The 22,619-nt window shown below is 61.1% G+C and carries 26 protein-coding genes; 14 read left to right on the top strand and 12 right to left on the bottom strand.

Translation table 11 applies throughout. The features are described from left to right. Positions 1–414 precede the first annotated feature (414 nt). Positions 415–768, top strand: coding sequence for a hydroxyisourate hydrolase (gene uraH / locus ATY02_RS26750; protein ID WP_068587591.1), 354 nt, complete (start codon positions 415–417; stop codon positions 766–768). Between the two features lie 163 nt (positions 769–931). Here uraH and ATY02_RS26745 read toward each other — a convergent pair whose 3' ends face one another. Together ATY02_RS26745 and ATY02_RS26740 are read right to left on the bottom strand one after the other, a co-directional pair. Then, positions 932–2,281 carry an NCS2 family permease gene (locus tag ATY02_RS26745; RefSeq protein ID WP_068595874.1) on the bottom strand — a complete coding sequence of 450 codons (1,350 nt, stop codon included), beginning with the start codon at positions 2,279–2,281 and terminating at the stop codon, positions 932–934. A gap of 246 nt (positions 2,282–2,527) precedes the next feature. Next, positions 2,528–2,971, bottom strand: a complete 444-nt coding sequence (locus ATY02_RS26740) for a MarR family winged helix-turn-helix transcriptional regulator (RefSeq protein WP_068587597.1) — start codon at positions 2,969–2,971, stop codon at positions 2,528–2,530. Between the two features lie 82 nt (positions 2,972–3,053). Between ATY02_RS26740 and ATY02_RS26735 the strand changes: the two genes are divergently transcribed. Both ATY02_RS26735 and ATY02_RS26730 read left to right on the top strand, forming a co-directional pair. Next, positions 3,054–4,211 carry a PLP-dependent aminotransferase family protein gene (locus ATY02_RS26735; protein ID WP_068587599.1) on the top strand — a complete coding sequence of 386 codons (1,158 nt, stop codon included), beginning with the start codon at positions 3,054–3,056 and terminating at the stop codon, positions 4,209–4,211. Positions 4,212–4,230: 19 nt separating this feature from the next. Next, on the top strand, positions 4,231–4,833 hold the full coding sequence (locus ATY02_RS26730; RefSeq protein ID WP_068587600.1) for a glutathione S-transferase family protein: 603 nt from the start codon (positions 4,231–4,233) through the stop codon (positions 4,831–4,833). Positions 4,834–4,879: 46 nt separating this feature from the next. On the opposite strand, the gene ATY02_RS26725 is transcribed toward ATY02_RS26730, so the two are convergent. The 5 genes from ATY02_RS26725 to ATY02_RS26705 form a co-directional block, all read right to left on the bottom strand. Beyond that, positions 4,880–5,251, bottom strand: coding sequence for a glutathione S-transferase N-terminal domain-containing protein (locus tag ATY02_RS26725; protein ID WP_068587602.1), 372 nt, complete (start codon positions 5,249–5,251; stop codon positions 4,880–4,882). Between the two features lie 102 nt (positions 5,252–5,353). Continuing rightward, on the bottom strand, positions 5,354–5,899 hold the full coding sequence (folE, locus tag ATY02_RS26720) for a GTP cyclohydrolase I FolE (protein ID WP_011062625.1): 546 nt from the start codon (positions 5,897–5,899) through the stop codon (positions 5,354–5,356). 76 nt (positions 5,900–5,975) lie between these two features. After that, positions 5,976–6,533 carry a Smr/MutS family protein gene (locus ATY02_RS26715; protein ID WP_068587604.1) on the bottom strand — a complete coding sequence of 186 codons (558 nt, stop codon included), beginning with the start codon at positions 6,531–6,533 and terminating at the stop codon, positions 5,976–5,978. 75 nt (positions 6,534–6,608) lie between these two features. Beyond that, on the bottom strand, positions 6,609–6,929 hold the full coding sequence (locus tag ATY02_RS26710; RefSeq protein ID WP_068587606.1) for a hypothetical protein: 321 nt from the start codon (positions 6,927–6,929) through the stop codon (positions 6,609–6,611). A gap of 128 nt (positions 6,930–7,057) precedes the next feature. Further along, positions 7,058–7,648 (bottom strand): cysteine hydrolase family protein, encoded by a 591-nt coding sequence (locus ATY02_RS26705; RefSeq protein WP_068587608.1) that lies wholly within the window; start codon positions 7,646–7,648, stop codon positions 7,058–7,060. A gap of 240 nt (positions 7,649–7,888) precedes the next feature. On the opposite strand from ATY02_RS26705, the gene prmB reads away from it, so the two are divergent. Further along, positions 7,889–8,797 carry a 50S ribosomal protein L3 N(5)-glutamine methyltransferase gene (gene prmB, locus ATY02_RS26700; RefSeq protein ID WP_068587610.1) on the top strand — a complete coding sequence of 303 codons (909 nt, stop codon included), beginning with the start codon at positions 7,889–7,891 and terminating at the stop codon, positions 8,795–8,797. Positions 8,798–8,846: 49 nt separating this feature from the next. On the opposite strand, the gene ATY02_RS26695 is transcribed toward prmB, so the two are convergent. Next, positions 8,847–9,638 (bottom strand): hypothetical protein, encoded by a 792-nt coding sequence (locus ATY02_RS26695; protein WP_068587612.1) that lies wholly within the window; start codon positions 9,636–9,638, stop codon positions 8,847–8,849. A 98-nt stretch (positions 9,639–9,736) separates the two neighbouring features. After that, positions 9,737–10,690 carry an alpha/beta hydrolase gene (locus ATY02_RS26690; RefSeq protein WP_068587614.1) on the bottom strand — a complete coding sequence of 318 codons (954 nt, stop codon included), beginning with the start codon at positions 10,688–10,690 and terminating at the stop codon, positions 9,737–9,739. A gap of 191 nt (positions 10,691–10,881) precedes the next feature. On the opposite strand from ATY02_RS26690, the gene aroC reads away from it, so the two are divergent. From aroC to ATY02_RS26675, 3 genes are all read left to right on the top strand, one after another. After that, positions 10,882–11,973: a chorismate synthase gene (gene aroC / locus ATY02_RS26685; protein WP_068587617.1), complete on the top strand. Its 1,092-nt coding sequence runs from the start codon at positions 10,882–10,884 to the stop codon at positions 11,971–11,973. Between the two features lie 28 nt (positions 11,974–12,001). Continuing rightward, on the top strand, positions 12,002–13,156 hold the full coding sequence (locus ATY02_RS26680; RefSeq protein WP_164823717.1) for an MFS transporter: 1,155 nt from the start codon (positions 12,002–12,004) through the stop codon (positions 13,154–13,156). Positions 13,157–13,283: 127 nt separating this feature from the next. Continuing rightward, positions 13,284–13,820, top strand: coding sequence for an acireductone dioxygenase (locus tag ATY02_RS26675; RefSeq protein WP_068587620.1), 537 nt, complete (start codon positions 13,284–13,286; stop codon positions 13,818–13,820). A gap of 79 nt (positions 13,821–13,899) precedes the next feature. On the opposite strand, the gene ATY02_RS26670 is transcribed toward ATY02_RS26675, so the two are convergent. After that, positions 13,900–14,178: a DUF3509 domain-containing protein gene (locus ATY02_RS26670; protein ID WP_068587622.1), complete on the bottom strand. Its 279-nt coding sequence runs from the start codon at positions 14,176–14,178 to the stop codon at positions 13,900–13,902. Positions 14,179–14,830: 652 nt separating this feature from the next. Between ATY02_RS26670 and ATY02_RS26665 the strand changes: the two genes are divergently transcribed. The 5 genes from ATY02_RS26665 (at position 14,831) to ATY02_RS26645 (ending at position 20,617) form a co-directional block, all read left to right on the top strand. Next, a complete protein-coding gene (locus ATY02_RS26665) occupies positions 14,831–16,669 on the top strand; it encodes a long-chain-acyl-CoA synthetase (RefSeq protein ID WP_068587624.1) in 1,839 nt (612 codons plus the stop codon). Between the two features lie 97 nt (positions 16,670–16,766). Then, positions 16,767–17,285 (top strand): ankyrin repeat domain-containing protein, encoded by a 519-nt coding sequence (locus ATY02_RS26660; RefSeq protein ID WP_068587626.1) that lies wholly within the window; start codon positions 16,767–16,769, stop codon positions 17,283–17,285. A gap of 110 nt (positions 17,286–17,395) precedes the next feature. Beyond that, positions 17,396–17,926 (top strand): hypothetical protein, encoded by a 531-nt coding sequence (locus tag ATY02_RS26655; protein WP_068587628.1) that lies wholly within the window; start codon positions 17,396–17,398, stop codon positions 17,924–17,926. 85 nt (positions 17,927–18,011) lie between these two features. Further along, on the top strand, positions 18,012–18,203 hold the full coding sequence (locus tag ATY02_RS26650; protein WP_068587630.1) for a PLDc N-terminal domain-containing protein: 192 nt from the start codon (positions 18,012–18,014) through the stop codon (positions 18,201–18,203). A gap of 326 nt (positions 18,204–18,529) precedes the next feature. Next, complete coding sequence (locus ATY02_RS26645; RefSeq protein ID WP_068587632.1) at positions 18,530–20,617, top strand: LTA synthase family protein; 2,088 nt, start codon at positions 18,530–18,532, stop codon at positions 20,615–20,617. Between the two features lie 109 nt (positions 20,618–20,726). Here ATY02_RS26645 and ATY02_RS26640 read toward each other — a convergent pair whose 3' ends face one another. Continuing rightward, positions 20,727–20,885, bottom strand: a complete 159-nt coding sequence (locus tag ATY02_RS26640) for a DUF3309 family protein (protein ID WP_176719818.1) — start codon at positions 20,883–20,885, stop codon at positions 20,727–20,729. Positions 20,886–21,159: 274 nt separating this feature from the next. Here ATY02_RS26640 and ATY02_RS26635 point away from each other — a divergent pair, with 274 nt between their 5' ends. Next, positions 21,160–21,975, top strand: a complete 816-nt coding sequence (locus tag ATY02_RS26635) for an SDR family oxidoreductase (RefSeq protein ID WP_068587636.1) — start codon at positions 21,160–21,162, stop codon at positions 21,973–21,975. A 64-nt stretch (positions 21,976–22,039) separates the two neighbouring features. After that, complete coding sequence (locus tag ATY02_RS26630) at positions 22,040–22,372, top strand: YnfA family protein (protein ID WP_068587638.1); 333 nt, start codon at positions 22,040–22,042, stop codon at positions 22,370–22,372. A gap of 19 nt (positions 22,373–22,391) precedes the next feature. Here the strand turns inward: ATY02_RS26630 and ATY02_RS26625 are convergent, their stop codons facing one another. Then, positions 22,392–22,619, bottom strand: a complete 228-nt coding sequence (locus ATY02_RS26625; protein ID WP_068587640.1) for a YheU family protein — start codon at positions 22,617–22,619, stop codon at positions 22,392–22,394.

Here is a 22,619-nt window from a genome sequence, read left to right as displayed (position 1 = left end):
TTCTTGTTCGTGATAACGGTGGCGTGGCGGGACCTGAAGTCGGGGGAAGCCAGGTGGGCGTCACTGCGATGGCTTGATTGTATACAACTTTATATTCAGTTTGTAAGCCCGTTTTTTTGCATTTTTCCGCTTTTATCGGTACTGGAATGCTCTGCAAGAAACTTGCCCAAGCAGTCAGGTAATGAATGGCAAGTCGTCTGTTGCTGTGGTTTTGCAGAAGATCCGCAGGCTATCGAAAGCCTGTGCGGCGAGGCGAATATTTGTGATTATTATTGTGTACAATTTTTATTGAAAATGTCTTAATTGTGCACCTGCCACAGTCTTTCTCGCTGTCGATGCTGTGGCTTCCCTTCACTCACTGACTTCGGGAGGCGCGAGCCCTGAAGCGCACGGCGCGACAGGCACGCAGAATCAATGGGACGTTTGACTACACACGTTTTGGATGCCGCACATGGCTGCCCTGGCAGCGCCATCAAGATCGAGCTGTATCGGGTCGAAGGGGCTCAGCTGGAGCCGGTCGCCACCGCCGTCACCAACAGCGACGGTCGCTGCGATGCACCGTTGCTGCAGGGCGATGACTACCGCAGCGGCGTCTACCAGCTGCACTTCCATGCTGGTGATTACTACCGCGCCCGCGGTGTGCAGTTGCCGGAGCCGGCATTCCTCGATGTGGTGGTGCTGCGCTTCGGCATCAGCGCCGAGCAGGATCACTACCACGTGCCGCTGCTGATTTCGCCCTACAGCTATTCGACCTATCGAGGAAGCTAGGACTTTCCCCCAAGAATCCTGCGCAAATAGCTTTCTTTGGTCCTTGCCCGCCCCACACTGCGGGCTTTTTTTTGCCTGCAGCCAGGGCTTGCCGTCGTGTGGCTGGTGCTCCATGAAAAAAGCCCCATCCAACGGGACGGGGCTTGGCGGCCGGGGCCTGTGACTACAGGAATACGAACTTGGCGACGAAGATTGCGCACAGCACGTACAGGCTGATGGAGATTTCCTTGTGCTTGCCGGTGCCGGCCTTGAGCACTACGTAGGTGATGAAACCCAGGGCGATCCCGTCGGCGACGGAAAAGGTCAGGGGCATCATGATCGCGGTGACGATCGCCGGAATGCTGTCGGTGGCTTCTTCCCAATCGATATGGGCCATGCCGCCCATCATCAGCATCGCCACATAGATCAGCGCGCCGGCGGTGGCATAGGCGGGGATCATCCCCGCCAGCGGGGCGAAGAACATCGCCGCCACGAACAGCACGCCCACGGTGATAGCGGTCAGGCCGGTACGGCCACCGGCGGCTACGCCCGCGGCACTTTCCACATAGCTGGTGACGGGCGGCACGCCGACCACTGCGCCGAATACGCTGGAGGCGCTGTCGGCCTTGAGGGCCCGGGACAGGTTTTCGATCCGGCCATCGGGGTTCACCAGTCCGGCGCGCTGGGCCACGCCCATCAAGGTCCCGGCGGTATCGAACATGTGCACGAACAGGAACGCCAGGACCACGCTGATCATGCTGACGTTGAACACTCCGGCGACATCCATGGCCATCCAGGTCGGCGCCAGGCTTGGCGGCGGGGAGAGGATGCCGTTGTAGTGCACCAGGTCCAGGCCCCAGCCGGCCAGGGTCACGGCAATGATGCTGATCAGGATCGCGCCGAACACCCGGCGGTAGCTGAGCACGGCGATCATCAGGAAGCACACCGCGGCCAGCAGCGGCCCGGGCTCGCGTAGGGAACCGAGCTTGATCAGGGTCGCCGGGCTGTCGACGATGATCCCGGAGGTCTTGAGACCGATCAGGCCGAGGAACAGCCCGACTCCGGCGCCCATGGCGAAGCGCAGGCTGGCGGGAATGCTGTTGAGCAGCCATTCGCGGATCCGCGACAGGGTCAGGATCATGAACAGCACGCCGGAGATGAATACCGCACCAAGGGCGGTTTCCCAGTGGTAGCCCATGGTGCCGACCACGGTGTAGGTGAAGAAGGCGTTGAGTCCCATTCCCGGTGCCAGGCCTACCGGCCAGTTGGCATAGAGCCCCATCAGCAGGCAACCCAGGGCCGCGGAGATACAGGTGGCGACGAACGCTGCGCCATGATCGATACCGGCGTCGGCCATGATGTTCGGATTGACGAAGATGATGTAGGCCATGGTGATGAACGTCGTCACCCCGGCAATCAACTCGGTCTTCACCGTGGTGCCATGCAACCTGAGTTTGAAGATGCGCTCCAGCCAGCCGCTGTTCGGCGATGGCGAGAGGTCGAGCGGCGAGGCTTCGGATTTGCGGCTTTCCACAGCGAGTACTCCTCAAGAGTTTTATTGTTTTTTCGGAACCGGATGCGCGGGGTTGGGCAACGGTTCTTTGAGGCAGGCAGGGCTTGTAGGGTTTATTGACCTGCGGGTCAAGAACTCACACGTGGCGATTATGCTTTTGTATACAAAGAATGCAAATAATGTTTTTTGAGTTGTCTGCAAGAAAACCCAAGACGCTGCTATATCAGGAGGGGCGTGCGGAGATGGCAGCGACCGCCCCTGGGCAGGTCAGTCGTCGGCCGTTTTGCCGGCTAGCGCCTGGTTCACCGCCAACCAGCCATTGACGGCATCTTCCCCGGCTAAGCTGAAGGCCCGTTGCAGCAGCTTGACTTGCTCGCGGCGCAAGGATTGTTCGAAACGCGCACCCTCGTCGGTCAGTTCCAGCAGGCGTTTGCGTTTGTCAGAGGCGGGCGCGGCGCTATCGACCAGGTGCATTTCCATCAGTTGGCGCAAGGGGGTGTTCAAGGCCTGCTTGCTGACCCCCAGCAAGGCCAGCAGTTCTTTCACGCTCAGCCCTGGATAGCGAGCGATGAAGAACACGATGCGCTGGTGCACGCGATTCAAGCCACGGCGTTCGAGCATTTCGTCGGCTTTGGCGGTAAAGGCCTGGTAACCGAAGAAGAAGGCTTCCATGGCGGTTTGCTGCGAGGTTGGCTGGGTAAGGTCAAACATATTGACGTATCTGCAAAGGCCGGCGTAATTTTGGTCAACCAGTTTGACGTATTCCCTCCAACCTTCGCTAGCGGTGATCTTTATGGCTTTCTCCGAACGTGTGTCGCGCCTCAAAAGCTCCTTGATCCGTGAAATTCTTGCCGCGGCCCAGCGTCCGGAGGTGATGTCGTTTGCTGGTGGGTTGCCGGCCGAGGCGATGCTGCCCCATGTGCAGTGGCAGGATGCGCCCCACACGATTGGCCAGTACGGCATGAGCGAGGGCGAGCCGCAATTGCGCGAGGCCCTGGCGGAACAGGCGCGCCAACTCGGCCTGCCCTGTACGGCCAGCCAGGTTTTGGTAGTCAGTGGTTCCCAGCAGGCCCTCGACCTGGCGGCCAAGCTGTACATCGACAAGGGCACCGAGATCATGCTGGAGGCCCCGACTTACCTTGCGGCCCTGCAAATCTTCCAGCTGTTCGGCGCCCAGTGCCTGACCGTGCCGCTACAGGCCGATGGCCCCGACCTGGCACGGATGAGGGCTTGCCTGGAGCAGCATCGTCCGGCATTCGTGTATTTGATCCCGACCTTCCAGAATCCGTCGGCGGTGCGCTACAGCGAAGCCAAGCGCGATGCCGTGGCGGCCTTGCTGGATGAGTTCGAGGTCACCCTGATCGAGGATGAGCCCTATCGTGAACTGACCTTCGACGGTGGCAGTGCCACGCCGATTGCCAGCCGCTTGAAAAAGGCCAGTTGGATCTACAGCGGGACGGTGTCCAAGACCCTGCTGCCTGGGCTGCGGGTGGGTTATCTGATCGCCAGTGCGGACCTGTTCCCACACTTGTTGCGTCTGAAACAGTCGGCCGACCTGCACACCAACCGCTTCGGTCAATGGCAGGCCATGCAATGGATCGGCAGCACCAAGTTCCAGTTGCACCTGGAGGCATTGCGCGGTTTCTATCGCCAGCGCCGTGATGCGTTCCAGGCAGCTCTGCAGGTTCATTTCGCCGACCTGGCCGATTGGCAGGTGCCCCAGGGTGGATTGTTTTTCTGGTTGAGCTTGAAACAGCCGCTGGACACCCGCACTTTGCTTGGGGCGGCGCTGGAGCGCGACGTCGCATTCATGCCCGGTGAGCCGTTCTTTTCCGATCCGGAGCAGAATCACGGGCATCTGCGGTTGAATTTCAGCCATATCGATCCAGCACGGCTGGATGAAGGCCTCAAGCGGCTGGCCACCGTGATACGTCAAGCACAGGCTGCATAGGCAGCCCAAGGGGAGGGCCATGTACAAGGTTTATGGCGATTATCGTTCGGGCAACTGCTACAAGATCAAACTGATGCTCAATCTGCTGGGGTTGCCCTATGAATGGCAGGCCGTGGATATTCTGGGTGGGGATACCCAGACCGAGGCATTCCTGGCGAAGAACCCCAATGGCAAGATCCCGGTCCTGGAACTCGAGGATGGCACCTGCTTGTGGGAGTCCAATGCAATCCTCAACTTTCTCGCCGATGGCAGCCGGTTCCTGCCCAGCGAGCCGCGGCTACGTACCCAGGTCCTGCAATGGCAGTTCTTCGAGCAGTACAGCCATGAGCCCTACATCGCCGTGGCGCGTTTCATCAAGCTCTACGAAGGACTGCCCCAGGAGCGCGAGGAGGAATACCTGAAGCTGCACAAGCGTGGCTACAAGGCGCTGGATGTGATGGAGAAGCAGTTGAGCCGTACGCCATACCTGGTGGGCGAGCACTATTCCATCGCCGACATTGCCTTGTATGCCTATACCCACGTGGCCCATGAAGGCGGTTTCGACCTGGCTCGCTACCCTGGCATCCAGGCCTGGATGCAACGGGTGGCGAGCCATCCACGGCACGTGGCGATGCTCGACTGAGCGTGGCCCGGCATCAGGCAGGTGCCGGGCTCGTCCGCCGGAGGATTCAGGCGGCGGAAAAACGCTGGTTCAGGTAGTCGATGATCACCTTGGATTCATACATCCAGGTGGTCTGGCCGTTTTCCTCGATGCGCAGGCACGGCACCTTGATCTTGCCACCTTGCTCCAGCAAGGCCTGGCGGTCCTGCGGGTTGTTCTTGGCGTCATGCAGCGCCACCGGCACGTTCAGGCGGTGCAAGGTACGGCGGGTTTTCACGCAGAAGGGGCAGGCGTGGAACTGGTACAGGCTCAGGCCCTTGGCGGCCTGTTCGACCTGGGCCTGGGCGGCGGCGCTGCGCTTTTGCTTGCGCGGGCGGGTGATGAAGTCGATGAAAATGATGAGTTGGCCCAGGCCGACTCGCAGCGCTTTGACGATCACGGTATTGCCTCTTGCCCATGAATGAAGGGGCGGCAGCTTACCTGATTTTTGCCAGGCGAAAAAAAACCGGCGATCAACGCCGGTCTTTTCACTCTCCGCCCGTCACTTGATCAGGCTGAGGAACTCGCTGCGGGTCGCGGCATTCTCGCGGAATTCGCCGAGCATCACCGAGGTGATCATCGACGAGTTCTGCTTCTCCACACCGCGCATCATCATGCACATGTGCTTGGCTTCGATCACCACGGCCACGCCCAGGGCGCCGGTTACTTGCTGGACGGCGTCGGCGATCTGCCGGCTGAGGTTTTCCTGGATCTGCAGGCGACGAGCGTACATGTCGACGATGCGCGCGACCTTCGACAGCCCCAGGACCTTGCCGCTAGGGATGTAGGCCACATGGGCCTTGCCGATGAAAGGCAGCAGGTGGTGTTCGCACAGCGAGTAGAGCTCGATGTCCTTGACCAGCACCATTTCGCTGTTGTCGGAGCTGAACAAGGCACCGTTGGTGACTTCTTCCAGGGTTTGTGCATAACCGCGGCAAAGATACTGCATGGCTTTGGCGGCGCGCTTGGGCGTATCGAGCAGGCCCTCGCGGGAGACGTCCTCGCCCAGTTGGCCGAGGATCGCGGTGTAATTCTGTTCCAGGGACATGAAACTACCTGTGGGATTTACGCAAAGGGCAAGGGTACGGTGGCGGGCACGGCGCTGCAAGCGTGACGCAGCGCCTTTATTCGTCGCGGCCTTCCATCATGGTGCGTTTGAGCATCACGTACAGCGCTCCGGTGCCGCCGTGCTTGGCCTGGCAAGAGGCAAAGCCCAGTACCTGTGGATGCTGGCGCAGCCAGGTGTTGACATGGCTCTTGATCATGGGGCGCTTGCCATCCAGGCGCACGGCCTTGCCGTGGGTGACCCGTACGCAGCGAACCTCCAGCTTGGTGGCTTCGGCAAGAAACGCCCAGAGGGTTTCTCGAGCCTTTTCCACGGTCATTCCGTGTAGGTCGAGGCTACCTTCAAAGGGAATCTGGGCCAATTTCAGCTTGCGCATCTGGCTGTCCTGGACGCCGTCACGGGCCCACATCAGCTCATCTTCAGGACCTACATCGATCACGAACTGGTCGGACAGTCCGTCCACCGTGGTGGTTTCGCTACGAATGGTGGCGGCCTGGCGCAGCTTGGCGATCTGCGCCCGATCGGTCTTGGGTTTGCCTGTTTCGGCACGATCATGCTTGATCGGCTTGATGCCGCGCATCTCGTTCTTGAACAGGGAAAAGTCGTCGTCTTGCATGTCAGCCTCCGCGAAGGGCGGCTAGTTTACCCAAGTCGGCACGCAGCAAGGCGCGTAAATTGCGCCTTGGAAGTGTCAGTCGTGTTTTTTCATCAGGTGTGGAGCCATGTTCAGCGCGAGTGGCTGGCGCATGCGGCGGCGGCAGCGGCGCCATAGGCGGATGCCGATATACAGCACCACCAGGCCGAGCAGGAGGATGATCGTCGAGCCCAGCGGGCGGGCGTTGACCTCGCCCAGCGCGGGGATGCGTCCGAGCAGGCTCGCGACGCCGGCCATCGCCAGCAGGATGCCGCAGGTCGCAAGCAACGCGGAGAATGCCGCTCCCAAGCGCAAGCGCCAGTTCCGCGGGCTCTTGGGCCGCAGCCGACGTGCGTCAAAACCATCGGATATCTTCATTCCGACCTTCCTCAGTGGGTATCGGCCCTTCGACCGGAAGTTGCTCGGGTGGTTCCTGAGGCTCGGGTAATTGCTGCAAATGCGAGGCATTCATGGATGAGCGGCGATTAGCCGCTCATCAGGGACGATCAGATCAGGCTGGCCGTCAGGGCGAGGGTAGCGAAGTTGTCGGCCATGATCGCCATTTCGGTCTGCTGGACGTGTTCGGCACTGAGGATGCCGCCTTTGTGGGGCAGGTCGCGGGTGGCGCAGGCATCTTCCACCAGGGTGCAGCGAAAGCCCAGGTTCTTTGCCGCGCGCACGGTGGTGCTGACGCTGGAATGGCTCATGAAACCGGCCACGATCAGGTCCAGCGAGCCGAGGTCCTGCAGGCGTTTTTCCAATTCGGTGCCATGGAACGCGCTGGGCAGCAGCTTGCCAATGATGGTTTCGTCACCCTGGGGTTCAAGGCCTGGGATGAACTCGCCGCGTTCGCCCTGGGGGTCGAACAGGCCGCCGACGGTACCGAGATGGCGCACATGCACGATGGGCCGACCGGCGGCACGGGCCGCTGCCAGCAGTTGGCGGATGTTGGCTACCGCAGCATCCATGCCGGACAGGGCCAGGGGGCCGCTGAGGTACTCTTTCTGGGCGTCGATGATCACAAGGGTCGCGTGGCTCAAGTTGGCCGCCGCATAACCACGACCGCTGAGTTGAAACATCGTCTTTGGAACGGACATTCTGGGGCTCCTGTGAGTGGGGCTTTTGCGACATTGTCCTCTGGCGGAGCGCTTCTGTGAATCGCTACTAACGTAAGGGGCGTCGTTGCTGGCTTACAGCCATGTCAAGGGCCATCGTCGAGCACTGTTTGGGGAAGGGCCGGGCAGTGACAGGTCGATTGTGCCGCGATGGTTTTCACGCTTAGTCGGCAACGGTTTTGGCTGTTAGAATCGCCGGTCGTTTTGTCAGGAGTCTGTTCCGTGATCACTTCCCGTCTTCGCACCTTGCGTGACCATATCCGCTGGGCCGTCAGCCGTTTTCATGGGGAGAATCTGTTCTTCGGCCATGGCACCGATAATGCCTGGGACGAAGCTCGCCAGCTGGTGCTGGGTGCCTTGCACCTGCCGTGGGAAATTGCCGATAGCTACCTGGACTGCGCGTTGGAAGACAACGAGCTGGTCCATCTGCAGCATTTGCTCAAGCGCCGTATCGAAGACCGCGTGCCCGTGGCCTACCTGCTAGGGGAAGCCTGGTTCTGTGGCTTGCCGTTCGTGGTCGACGAACGCGTGCTGATTCCCCGTTCGCCCATCGGTGAACTGATCGAGAAGCGCTTCGAGCCGTGGCTCGCCAATGAGCCGGCGCGAATCCTCGACCTGTGCACCGGCTCCGGCTGCATCGGCATCGCCTGTGCCTACGAGTTCCGCGAGGCCGAGGTGGTGCTGGCCGACCTGTCCTTCGAGGCCCTGGAAGTCGCCAACCAGAACATCGAGCGCCACGGCGTCGATGAGCGAGTCTTCACCGTGCAGGGCGACGGCTTTGCTGGCCTGCCGGGACAGCGTTTCGACCTGATCGTCTCCAATCCGCCTTACGTCGACGCCGAGGATTTTGCCGACATGCCCGAGGAGTACCAGCATGAGCCGGAACTGGGCCTGGCCTGTGGTGACGATGGCTTGAACCTGGTGCGGCGCATGCTGGCCGAAGCCGCCGATCACCTGACCGAGAAGGGATTGATGATCGTCGAGGTGGGCAATAGCCAGGTGCACGTCGAGGCGCTGTATCCAGAGGTCGATTTCGCCTGGCTGGATTTCCAGCGCGGTGGCCATGGAGTGTTCATGCTGACCGCCGAACAATGCCGTCAGCACCAGGCGTTGTTCGCTTCGCGTCTCTGAGGGATTCGCCGGCCCGTGCAATACGGGCCATGGGCAATGTGGTCGCGACTCAGCGGTGAGTCGCGATCCAGATCAGCAGCCCGGCCTGGAACACCGCGAAGGCCACCAGGCAGGTGATGGTGAAACGCAAGCCAGTGTCTTCGCGCTTGTACTTGGTGACTTTCTCTTCCTGCTTGCGCAGCTTGCCTTCCAGCTCTTCCAGGTTCTGCTCGGCCTGCTGGAGCATCTGTGCGGCTTCGAGGATTTCCACGAACTGCAGCTTCTCGGTGTTCCACTGGCTCTGCAACTCACCGACCTGGATATCCTTGACGCTGCCCTTGAGATGCTGGGCATCGGCATACACCACATCCAGGCCCAGGGTGCGCAACACATGGTCGCGGCGCAGTCGGGTGTCTTCGTTCAGCGCATCCTTGTTGGCCAGCTCGAAACCATCGACCCGGTAGTGCGACCACTTCTTTTGCGCCCATTGCGTGGCCTGCGCCAGTAGGAAGCGACCGATACCACGATTCAGCGGTTCGATCTGCAAGCCGCTTTCGGGCTCGAAGAATACCCGACGGGTTTCGTGCTCGACCCACACGTCCAGGTGATTCTGTTCCTTGCGGACCCGTTGGCCAGGCAGGCTGACAACCATGCGTAGCAGGCTGTAGTCCTTGTTACTGCGTTCGGCATAGCCAAACTCGATAAAGCGCAGGGGGCGTGCACCCGTAGCACGATCGGTTTGCAAGGGCGCCAGGCGTAGCATCTTGCGATGTTCGACCTGGACATCCGCCCAAGGCAGTGGAGCCCGCTCCGGGGCGGCCTCTTCCTGCTCGGCAGCAGGTGAATTCTGGGTATCAGTCATAACGCAAAGTCCTGTCCAATCGCTGTGCGCCGACAGCAATCGAACGGCCGGCAAAGGCTTATCGGCCGTTTTTTCCAGGACTGGAGGGTTAACACCTGCTAACGGGTGTGAAGTCCGTCAATAAAATCGATGACGGTGCTGCCCAACTGTGCCGCCAGCGGAAGTTGCGGGTCCTTGTAGGAGTCCAGCTGGCGCCGAAGATCGTTGGGCACGATGCGCATCACATGGTTCATGCCCTCGATCAACGTCAGCCGGGCATCCGGCTTGGCGGCCTTGAGCACCTTGGCATCGTCGACGCTGACCTGGATGTCGTTGCTGCCCTGGACGATCAGTGCCGGCATTTTCAAGCGGGCAAAGGCGGCGGCCGGATCTTCACGAAACAGCGTGATCAGGTAGGGCTGCACGCTGGGGCGGAAGATGACCTGCAGCGCCGCTGGCACGTCGCTATCGACCTTGCCGGACTTGATGCTGTCGAGCAGTTCGTTGGCCCGCACCATCAATGCCGGGGGGAGGCGATAGCTCAGTTGCTGGCGCAGGACCTGGTCCACCGGGCGGGCGGTGCCGGCGATGGAGATCACCCCGGCAGCGTCCAGTTGCGGGGCGGCGAGGCTGGCGATCAATGCGCCTTCGCTGTGTCCCAGTACGATCAGGCGTCCCAGGCGTGGATCGGCCTTGAGCTTGTTGCCCCAGGCCACGGCATCGGCCACGTAGGCATCCAGGGTCAGGTTGCGCTCATCCGGGGTGGCCGCGAGGCTGGCGGCCACGCCACGCTTGTCGTAGCGCACGCTGGCGATGTTGTGCCGGGCCAGGACCCAGGCCAGGCGCTTGAGGCTGTCGGTGCGGCCACCGTCGGGATTGTTGCCGTCGCGGTCGGTCGGCCCGGAACCGGAAATGATCAATACCACTGGCACCGGTTGCTCTGACTTGGGCAGCAATAGCGAGCCGTACAGCTCGCCGTGCCCGGTGTCGAGGCTGATGGGGCGTTGCAGGATGGTGGCCTGGGCCAGGCCGGTGAACAGTAGAAGACTCAGCAGAAGGGCTCGCAGCATCATCACGCCATCATGGATAAGGTGCCGGTTGGACTCGGCAGGGAACAGAAGGTTCGAGGATGAACTAGTTGGGTTGCCTGCGTATACTGGCGCGCTGCTGGGAGCTGTTGCCGTAGGTCGATGGATGATCGACAAGCCGTAACAGGCCCTGGTCCAGATTGAGTCATTCCAGCTGATTTCATGGAGCATCCCGCATGTCCGGCAATACCTACGGCAAGCTGTTCACTGTCACCACCGCAGGCGAAAGTCATGGGCCGGCGTTGGTCGCCATTGTCGACGGCTGTCCGCCGGGCCTGGAGCTGTCCCTGCAGGACCTGCAGCGTGACCTCGATCGACGCAAGCCCGGCACCAGCCGCCATACCACCCAGCGCCAGGAGCCCGACGAGGTCGAGATCCTCTCCGGGGTCTTCGAAGGCAAGACCACCGGCTGCTCCATTGGCCTGCTGATCCGCAACACTGACCAGAAATCCAAGGACTACTCGGCGATCAAGGATCTGTTTCGCCCAGCCCACGCTGACTACACCTATCACCACAAGTACGGGATCCGCGACTATCGTGGCGGCGGTCGCAGCTCGGCGCGGGAAACCGCCATGCGCGTGGCAGCCGGTGCCATCGCCAAGAAGTACCTGGCCAGCCAGGGCATCGTGGTGCGTGGCTACATGAGCCAGCTGGGCCCGATCGAAATCCCCTTCAAGACCTGGGACAGCGTAGAGGACAACGCCTTCTTCAGCCCTGATCCGGACAAGGTGCCGGAGCTGGAGGCCTACATGGACCAGCTGCGCCGTGACCAGGATTCCGTGGGCGCGAAGATCACCGTCGTTGCCGAGGGCGTGATGCCTGGGTTGGGCGAGCCGATCTTCGATCGCCTGGACGCCGAGCTGGCCCATGCGCTGATGAGCATCAACGCGGTCAAGGGCGTGGAAATCGGTGCCGGTTTCGCTTCGGTGGCCCAGCGTGGCACGGAACACCGGGACGAGCTGACGCCGGAAGGTTTCCTCAGCAACAACGCCGGCGGCATCCTCGGTGGCATCTCCTCGGGCCAGCCGATCGTTGCCCACCTGGCCCTCAAGCCGACTTCCAGCATCACCACCCCGGGCCGCTCCATCGATGTCGACGGTAACCCGGTGGACGTGATCACCAAGGGCCGTCACGACCCATGCGTCGGCATCCGCGCCACACCGATCGCCGAGGCGATGATGGCCATCGTGCTGATGGATCACTTGCTGCGTCATCGCGGCCAGAACGCCGACGTACGGGTCGGTACCCCAGTGCTGGGCCAGCTGTAATGGTGGCTCTGCCAGTCGCCGCGGTCTGATGACCGTGGCGGCATTGCCGTACTGGCGGCTTTCCAGTTTCTACCTGTTCTATTTCGCGCTGCTGGGTTCGACCGCGCCATTCCTGGCGCTGTATTTCGACCACCTGGGGTTTTCCAGCGCGCGGATCGGCGAGCTGGTGGCCATCCCCATGCTCATGCGGTGCGTGGCGCCGAACCTCTGGGGCTGGCTCGGCGACTACACCGGCCGGCGCCTGGCGATCGTGCGCTTTGGCGCCGTTTGCACGCTGGCCAGCTTCTCTCTGATCTTCGTCGACAAGAGCTACGCCTGGCTGGCGATGGTTATGGCCCTGCATGCATTCTTCTGGCATGCGGTCCTGCCGCAGTTCGAGGTCATCACCCTGGCCCATTTGCAGGGCCAGGCCTCGCGCTACAGCCAGATTCGCCTTTGGGGGTCCATCGGTTTCATTCTCACGGTGGTGGCCCTGGGGCGACTGTTCGAGTGGTTGAGCCTGGATATCTACCCGGTCACGCTGGTGGTGATCATGGGCGGTATCGTGCTCAGCAGCTTGTGGGTGCCCAACGCCCAACCCCAGGCCCATGGGCAGCGCCCGGCAGGCGAGGGTTTTGTCCAGCAGCTTCTCAAGCCTGGCGTGCTGGCTTTCTATCTGTGCGTGGCACTGATGCAGATGAGCCATGGGCCTTACTACACCTTCCTGACCCTGCACCTGGAGCGACTGGGCTACAGTCGTGGCCTGATCGGCATGCTCTGGGCCCTGGGGGTGGTGGCCGAAGTGCTGATGTTCCTGGCCATGAGCCGGATCCTGGCGCGGTTTTCCGTGCGCCGGGTGCTGCTGGCCAGTTTCCTGCTGGCAGCCCTGCGCTGGTTGCTCCTGGGCAGCCTGGCGGAGTTCCTCTGGGTGCTGTTGCTGGCCCAGGTGCTGCACGCCGCGACTTTCGGCAGCTTCCATGCGGCGGCCATTCATTTCGTCCAACGCAGCTTCGGCGCACGCCAGCAAGGCCAGGGCCAGGCGCTTTACGCAGCCCTGGCGGGTACCGGGGGCGCCCTGGGGGCCTTGTATTCAGGCTATAGCTGGAATGCCCTGGGGGCGACATTGACCTTTAGTATGGCGAGCGTCGCGGCCCTGGCTGCAGCCGTTATCATTGCCACCCGCATGCCCGAGGAGAGGTCTTGAACCTGTCCTGGGGCGCATGCTTTCAAGTCACCCTATCTGCCCTGGCTTTCTTTCGTTGAAGAAGCTGCCAGCTGATGTGTAGCCCCAGGCGGCCCTTGGGGTGTTACCGAAACCGAGGAATTGCATAATGAGCAGCCTGTCCGTCTATCACGTATCCAGCCCGGACCTGCCGAACAAGGTGTTGACCCACTTCGAGGATATCGCCGCGACCCTGGTCGAGCGGGGCGTTGGTTTCGAGCGCTGGCCGGCCAGCGTTCGGGTCGAGCCGGGAACCGCCGAGCAGGAGGTGCTGGCAGCCTGCCGGGAGGCGCTCGATCAGTTGTCGGTCGAACGTGGCCATGGCTCGTTCGCCGTGCTCAGCCGCAAGGGCAGTTTCGCGGATATCGATGCCAATCTTCCCGAGGAGCAGCGGCTGGATGCCGCCCAGGCACACTGGTTCGTCGCCGGACGTGGCCTGCTCTATTTGCACATCGATGACTACGTCTATGGCCTGGTGTGCGAAAGGCATGACCTGGTGTCGCTGCCAGCGGGTATCGCTCATTGGTTCGATATGGGGGAGCGCCCGAATCTGCTGGCCGTCCGTTTGTCCGGCAAAGATGCAGCGCAGGCCGCGAAGGCCACTGGCGATGATATCGCCAGCCGTTTCCCACGCCTGGAAGACTAGTAACAAACCTGTCCCCCAATGCACTCGGGCCGACGCCACGCAAGGTGGGGTCGGCCCGAGCACGTGAATCCAGCGCGGCTTACAGGGAGTGGTAAGTCGGCAGGGCGAAGCGGTTCTGGCTTTGCAGCATCGAGATCTGGGGCAATTCGCTGGCCTGTTCGGCCAAGTCACGGCGAATGGCACTGATGACCCAGGACAACTGGTCCGAGGCATGTAGCTGCGCATAGGAGATCGAGCGCTTGAATTCCTTGCCCTCGCTATTGCGCAGGGTCAGCAGGATGCCGCCATCGGGGCGGGCCAGGGTGGTCACTTCGAAGTTGGAGAACAGGGAAGAAAACTTTTCTTGGATCAGGCTCATGTCTATCAGCTCCGTGAGTGCTTGAAGGGCAACGTGAAGTGATAGGTGCAGTGATTGTGCCAGTATTGTCTTTTTAAAAAGTCTTTATAAATCAATTAGTTATATTTATGGCAAGAAAAGCCGTTCGTGCAAAATGCATGAACGGGCATCGTGCACCCTGCATTTTGCAGGTTGTCGCAAGGTCAGGCAGGGCCTTAAGGCATGGAATGCGAGCGTTGCCCAGAGGATAAATTTCAATGGGTGGAGCAGGGCCGTCGAGGTCGCTGCAGAGATACAAAAGTTTGCAAAAACCTCGTGTACAGGCTCGAGATCGCTGACGTATTTTTCAGCTCGTTACCCCCCTGGCAGTAGGCTCCTTGCGCAGGTGCTTGAGGGTGGGTTTCAGCGACATGGAATGTGTAGCGGCGCGATCTTGCGATCCCGCCCGACGGATAATAAGAACATAGGACGCCTCCATGAAATATCTCTGCACCGTACCGCCGGCTCTTTTCGGGGCCTGGCGCCAACCCTGCCTTTTTTCCCTCCGTGACGTGGCCCGTGATCGTGGCCTGGCGGCCTGTCGGATCGCCATCCCGGGCTGAGCCTGGTGCGATCTGTTGCCAATGCCCGGCAGCTTGCCGGGACAGACCTTCGTCGTCGAATCGGAGCAACCATGAACAAGCACAAGAGCGACATGATCACCTGGGGCATGATGCTGCGTAAGGTGCCGTCCATTGCCAGGGCACTGCCACGGGTGGTGCGCGGCATGAAGGCAGGGAACATCGAGAAACCCGACCAGCCCTGTGGCCTGGGCTGGAGCTTCGAGCAAGCAAGCAGACGCAATCCCGATGGTCCGGCCTTGCTGTGTGGCGACCGGGTGCTGAGTTATTCCCAGGTCAATCAATGGGCCAACCGCATCGCGGCCTACTTGCAGGGGCAGGGCATCGTCAAGGGCGATGTGCTGGCGATCTTCATCGAGAATCGCCCCGAGTTGCTGGTCACCGTGCTGGCGGTGGCAAAGCTGGGGGGCATCTGTGCCATGGTCAATACCGCGCAGACCCAGGGTGTGCTGGTACACAGCCTGGCGTTGGTGAAGCCGGTGGCAATCGTGGTCGGTGCCGAGTTGCTGGGCGCTTATTCGGCGGTGCGCGACCAGGTCGGAATCGACTCGCGACGCACCTGGTACGTGGCCGATCAAGACACCCTGGCCGATCCTGGCCCGACTCCCGAGGGGCTGGTCAATTTGATGGCCGAGAGTGCTGGATACCCGGCGGACAACCTGCCCCAGACCCAGCAGGTCTTTCTCGACGACCCCTGCTTCTATATCTACACCTCCGGCACCACGGGCCTGCCCAAGGCCGGGATCTTCAAGCATGGGCGCTGGATGCGTACCAGTGCCGGCTTCGGCACCATCGCCCTGGATATGCAGCCTGGGGATGTGGTGTATTGCACCTTGCCGCTCTACCACGCCACGGGCCTGTGCGTGTGCTGGGGCTCGGCCATCACCGGTGCCTCGGGTTTCGCCATCCGCCGCAAGTTCAGCGCCAGCCAGTTCTGGGACGATGCCCGGCGCTTCAAGGCGACCACCATCGGTTATGTCGGTGAATTGTGCCGTTACCTGATCGACCAGCCGGGCTCTGAGCGCGATAACGACCATGGTGTCTTCAAGATGATCGGCAACGGCTTGCGTCCAGGTGTCTGGAGCGAGTTCAAGCAGCGCTTTGGCGTGAATCATATCTGCGAGCTGTATGCCGCCAGCGACGGCAATATCGGCTTCAGCAATATTCTCAACTTCGACAATACCGTGGGTTTTTCCCTGATCCCCTGGGCCCTGGTGGAGTACGCCCACGACACCGGCGCGCCCTTGCGCAATAGCCAGGGCTTCATGCAGAAGGTTGCCAAGGGGGGGCAGGGCCTGCTGCTGGCGAAGATCGATGACAAGGCGCCCCTGGATGGATACACCGACCCGGAGAAGAACCTCAAGGTGATCCTCAAGGATGTGTTCGAGAAGGGCGATAGCTACTTCAATACCGGCGACTTGCTACGCGACATAGGCTTCGGCCATGTGCAGTTCGTCGATCGCCTGGGCGACACCTATCGCTGGAAGGGCGAAAACGTGTCGACCACCGAAGTGGAGAACATTCTCCTGGGGCACCCGCAGATTGCCGAGGTGGTGGCCTATGGGGTTGAAATCCACAACACCAACGGGCGGGCCGGGATGGTGGCGATTACGCCGGCGGAGTCCCTGGCGACCCTGGACTTCAATGCCTTGCTGCAGTTTGCCAGGCAGCAACTGCCGTCCTACGCGGTACCGCTGTTCTTGCGGATCAAGGTGAAGATGGATACCACCGGTACTTTCAAGTACCAGAAGAGCCGCCTCAAGGAGCAGGCCTTCGATCTTGAGCACACTGGCGACGATCCGGTCTATGCCTGGTTGCCGGGCACGGACACCTATGTGCGGCTGACCCCGCAGCTTCTGGCCGATATCCAGGGCGGTCGCCTGCGCTATTGATTCTGTCTATGACCGCTCTTGGGAAAAAGGGGATGACAGGCCGCGGTTGGCTTGGGGAAACTAGCGGCTTTCCGATTTGCCGAACCTGGAGTTTCCGATGACCGACAAAAGCCGCCAGATGACCGAAGACGAGGCTGCCCAGTTTGTCGAGCAGGTATTCAACGTCGCTCGCCAGGGCGATGCCCAGATGCTCGACCGGCTGGCCGCTGGTGGCCTGCCGGTCAACCTGCGCAATCACAAGGGTGACACCTTGCTGATGCTCACTGCCTACTACGGGCATGTGGATGCGGTAAAGGTGCTGCTCAAGCACAAGGCCGACCCTGAGATCCGTAATGACAACGGCCAGAGCCCGATTGCCGGTGCCGCTTTCAAGGGTGACCTGGCGGTGGTCCAGGCGCTGGTAGAGGGTGGAGCGCAGGTGGAGGGGGCCTCCTTCGATGGGCGCACTGCCTTGATGATGGCGGCGATGTTCAACCGTACCGAGATCGTGACCTACCTGATCGGCCAGGGGGCTGATCCCAAGGCTCGTGATGCCAATGGCGTCAATGCCCTTGAGGCAGCCAGGACCATGGGGGCTGCCGATACCACGGCGCAACTGGAAAAAATCCTGGGTTGACGCTGTGGGCCGTACGAGGGCAGGGTGCCCTCGTGACGGCAATAGGAGCAACGCTGCACTTTAGGCTATCCTTCGCGCCCTCGAAATTCCCTTGCCTGCAGGATATGCCCATGAAAACCGCCCTTATCGAACTCATCAGCAAAATCAGCTCCGGGTGCATGGGCGATGCCGAGATCCAGCGCATCGCGGACGAAGCGGCCCAGGCGTATGCCGACCCCGAGGCGTTCCTGGCGGCCAATCCCGATATCAACTACGACGACAGCTTTCCCATTCCCCTGGGGGAGTGGGTGGTGGTCGGCAGCCTGCCTGATACCGTGCTGTTCCAGGCGGACACCTATGTGGAGTTGTTCTCCGGGATCGTGGCCTCGTTCGGTCAGGATGTGTCTTTCAATATCAAGCCCAAGCAGTTGGCCAAGACCGAGGCGTTGACTGCCCTGAACCGTATCCAGATCCAGATGGGTAGCATGAATCCGGAGAACGGCGGTTATGTGCTGATGAATTTCAGCCAGTTGCTCGACGACGAATTGCAGATGGTGCTGGTCTACGGCAACGATGTGCCACGGGTCCTGGAACTGTGTGCCGAAGTCGGGATCAGCGCAGCCCCAGCCCTGGAAGCATTGAAGGTTGCGCTGCACGTTTGAGTTGTCCGCGGCACCGGAATAAAACGGAACCCTGCCACGCCCCGGCTATCCTAGAAGAAACACGCCATCATTCGGGAGCGACACCATGGGTTCCACCTTCAACGGCCTGGTCGGCCTGATCATCCTGGCCCTGGATATCTGGGCCATCATCAACGTCCTGAAAAGCGGTGCCGAGACCGGGATGAAGATCCTCTGGGTACTGCTGATCATTTTCCTGCCGGTGCTTGGGTTGATCATCTGGGCCATTGCCGGCCCACGAGGTGATGTCCGTCTCTGAATCCCAAGGTGGACGGTGCCGCAAGTGGTTACATGAAAAAGGGCCGCAAGGCCCTTTTTTGTGACTAAACATGCGTTGAACGAAATTTTCACAAACGCTTTAAGACAATTCCCCGGCGCTTATTCCTCGGTATAACCCCCTGCAATCTCTTGTGCCAGAGCCATTGGTAACGTGGGTGACGCGGTCTTCCACGAATCAATGGCAATGCCTTGAGTGATCGTGCAACATTCGCGCACCGCGTATTCCCCCGGCGCCCTGGTGGCAAACAAGAGGGCAGAACGCCGCTAGCTTTTTGCAATTTAACTTCCAATGGGTCCTAAAACGACATGGCAAACTCGGATGCCCTGAGCCAGCAGCGATCCTCGAATCGCCTGCTGCAACCGACCGTTAAATCCCACCTGGCCTACACGCTCCTTTGTGCGCTGGTCATGATGGTGATGCTCTCCCTGTTGCGCGTTGCGCTGTTGATCTACAACCGCGAGATGATTCTCGACACGCCGGCCTCGACCTTCCTCGAGGCGTTCGCCAACGGGCTGCGTTTCGACCTGCGCCTGGTGGTCTATATCAGCGTGCCCCTGGTCCTGGCGCTGTTCAGCGCCCGAGCCATGGCTGCCCGTGGCGTGCTGCGCTTCTGGCTAACCGTGACGTCCAGCATCGCGTTGTTCCTCGGCCTGATGGAGATGGACTTCTATCGCGAATTCCACCAGCGCCTCAACGGCCTGGTCTTCCAATACGTGAAGGAAGATCCGAAGACCGTGATGAGCATGCTCTGGTATGGCTTCCCAGTGGTTCGCTATCTGTTGGCCTGGGCCGTGGGAACCTGGCTGCTGAGCCTGGCGTTCAAGGGGGCCGACCGTGCCACCCGCCCTCGTGGCCCATTCAGCGGTGGCAACATCGGGACCCGCCAGGTCGCTCCCTGGTATACCCGGCTGGCGGTATTCGTGGTGTGCCTGGTGATCTGCGTGGTCGCTGCCCGTGGCACCCTGCGCCAAGGCCCGCCCATGCGCTGGGGCGATGTCTACACCACTGAGTCGAACTTCGCCAACCAGCTGGGCCTTAACGGCACGCTGCAATTGCTCGCCGCCGCCAAGGACCGCATGTCCGAGGACCGGACCAATATCTGGAAGGCGACCCTGCCTCAGCCTGAGGCACAGCAGACCGTACGCGACATGCTGCTGGTCCCGAGCGATAAGCTGGTGGATGCCGACATTGCAGCTGTACGCCGTAACTACACGCCGGATGCCGACAAGACCCTGCCGATCAAGAATGTCGTCGTCATCCTCATGGAAAGCTTTGCTGGACATTCTGTGGGGGCCTTGGGACGTCCTGGGGAAATCACTCCGTATTTCGACAAGCTGTCCAAGCAGGGCCTGCTGTTCGATCGCTTCTTCTCCAACGGCACTCATACCCACCAGGGCATGTTCGCCACCATGGCCTGCTTCCCCAACCTGCCAGGTTTCGAATACCTGATGCAGACCCCGGAAGGCAGCCACAAGCTTTCCGGCCTGCCGCAACTGCTCAGCGCGCGCAAGTTCGATGATGTGTATGTCTACAATGGCGACTTCGCCTGGGACAACCAGTCGGGGTTCTTCAGCAACCAGGGCATGACCAACTTCATCGGCCGTAACGACTTCGTCAACCCGGTGTTCTCCGATCCGACTTGGGGCGTGTCCGACCAGGATATGTTCAATCGTGGCTTGGAAGAGCTGAAGGCCCGGGAAGGCAAGGGGCCGTTCTACGCCCTGCTGCAAACCCTGTCCAACCACACGCCGTACGCGTTGCCGACACCGTTGCCGGTGGAGAAGGTGACCGATCGTGGCAGCCTCAACGAACACTTGACCGCCATGCGTTACTCCGACTGGGCCCTGGGCCAGTTCTTCGAGAAGGCGAGCAAGGAGCCCTACTTCAAGGAGACGCTGTTTGTCGTGGTCGGTGACCATGGTTTTGGCAACGAGCAGCAGATCACCGAAATGGACCTGGGGCGTTTCAACGTGCCGATGCTGATGATCGCTCCGGGCATCCAGGAGAAGTTCGGCCAGCGTGACCACACTGTGGGGACCCAGATCGACATCGTGCCGACCATCATGGGCCGCCTGGGTGGTGATGTGCTGCATCAGTGCTGGGGACGTGACTTGCTCAACCTGCCGGAAGGTGACAAGGGCTTTGGTGTGATCAAGCCGTCCGGCAGCGACCAGACCGTAGCCCTGCTGACGGCCGATCGCGTGCTGGTACTGCCCAAGGACATGCCGCCGCGGCTGTACAAGTATGAGCTGGGTAGCAACCCTACTGGCGAGCAGATCCCCGAGGCCGCCGATGAGGCCCAACTCAAGCAGAAGCTGGAGTCGTTCCTGCAGACCGCTACCAAGAGCCTGATGGATAACACCGCAGGCGTGGTCAATGGCAAGCCCGACTGATTCCCGGCCTGTTAGCTGACTGACTGAACACCCCTCCTGTAGGGGTGTTTTTTTGCCTGGGGGAAACCGGGAATAACGCTAGGTGGCTGGTCGTGGGCGAGGCGACGGGCTAGATCCTGCCAAGCAACAGCAAGACCAGCAGCACCACCAGCACCGTGCCAATGAGCCCCGAGGGACCGTAGCCCCAGCTTCTTGAATGGGGAAATACCGGCAGGCCGCCAATCAGCAGCAGAATCAGGATGATGATCAAAAGAGTGCCCATATCGATGTCCTTGCCTGGTGTGTTGTTCGATGGCCGGCTGCTGCAGGACTGTCGGTCCTGCAGCAGCGACGCTCCTACTGATTCCGACCTGGGTAGGGCAGGGAAGATTCAAGTTCATTGCCTGCCGGTTGCCAGTTCCAGGCACGGAGAGTGGCCAGGACAGGCCTGGGACCGAGGCACGGGTTTGCCCGCGCCATTCAGCACCCTGATGGTGCATGGGTGAGGTCGGGGCCTTCGCTACACTGGCGCTCATCTTTCCCGGAACAACAAGGCAACTCTTATGCAAAACCGCATGATGATCACTGGCGCGGGCTCCGGTCTGGGGCGCGAAATCGCTTTGCGCTGGGCGCGTGAGGGTTGGCGGCTGGCCTTGTCCGATGTCAACGAAACCGGTTTGCAGGAAACCCTGAAGCTGGTGCGCGAGGCGGGTGGCGATGGCTTCGTGCAGCGCTGCGATGTGCGTGACTACAGCCAACTGACCGCGTTCGCCCAGGCTTGCGAGCTCAAGTTCGGTGGCATCGATATCATCGTCAACAACGCCGGCGTGGCTTCCGGTGGCTTCTTCAGCGAGCTGTCCCTGGAGGATTGGGACTGGCAGATCGCGATCAACCTGATGGGCGTGGTCAAGGGCTGCAAGGCCTTCCTGCCGCTGCTGGAGCAGAGCAAGGGCAAGATCATCAACATCGCCTCCATGGCGGCACTGATGCAGGGGCCGGCGATGAGCAACTACAACGTGGCCAAGGCTGGTGTGGTGGCGCTCTCCGAGAGCCTGCTGGTCGAGCTGGCGCAGCAGGAAATCGCCGTTCACGTGGTGTGCCCGTCGTTCTTCCAGACCAACCTGCTGGACTCCTTCCGTGGCCCGACCCCGGCCATGAAGGCCCAGGTGGGCAAGCTGCTGGAAAGCTCGCCCATTTCCGCGACCCAGATCGCCGACTACATCCATGCCCAGGTCGAGGCTGGCCAATTCATGATCCTGCCCCATGAACAGGGGCGCATGGCTTGGGCCTTGAAGCAGAAGAACCCCCAGGTGCTGTACGACGAGATGACGCTGATGGCCGACAAGATGCGGGCCAAGGCCAGGCAGGGCGCCAGCTGAACTTGCCCGCGGGTCCGGGTCTGGTTAGGGTTGCCGGCATCTGGCAATCCTGACGAGACTTTGCATGCTCAACTACCTGTGGTTCTTCCTCGCCGCGCTGTTCGAAATCTTCGGCTGCTATGCCTTCTGGATGTGGTTGCGCCAGGGCAAGAGCGCCCTGTGGGTCATCCCCGCGTTGGTCAGCCTGACCCTGTTCGCCCTGCTGCTGACCAAGGTCGAGGCCGCCTACGCCGGGCGCGCCTATGCCGCCTACGGGGGCATCTATATCGTGGCGTCGATTGGCTGGCTGGCAGTGGTGGAGCGGGTCCGGCCCCTGGGCTCGGATTGGCTGGGGCTGGGGCTATGCGTGATCGGGGCCAGCATCATCCTGTTCGGCCCGCGATTCACGACCCCTTGAGCCCCGACCCAGCGGTGTTTCAGTCGAACAGTTCCTTGGGCACGTCGTGCTTGAGCATCAACTGGCACTGCTCGCTGTCGGGGTCGAAGACGATTACTGCCTGCCCCTTGCCCAGGGCTTGGCGAACCCGCAGGACTCGGGTTTCCAGCGGTGTTTCATCGCCGTTGTCGGTACCTTCGCGGGTGACGAAGTCCTCGATCAGGCGGGTCAGGGTGTCGACTTCAAGCAGCTCGTGGGGAATTAGCAT

The organism is Pseudomonas sp. BIOMIG1BAC (assembly GCF_001705995.2).
GTDB lineage: Bacteria > Pseudomonadota > Gammaproteobacteria > Pseudomonadales > Pseudomonadaceae > Aquipseudomonas > Aquipseudomonas sessilinigenes.
This window is presented reverse-complemented; position numbering and strand designations above follow the sequence as displayed.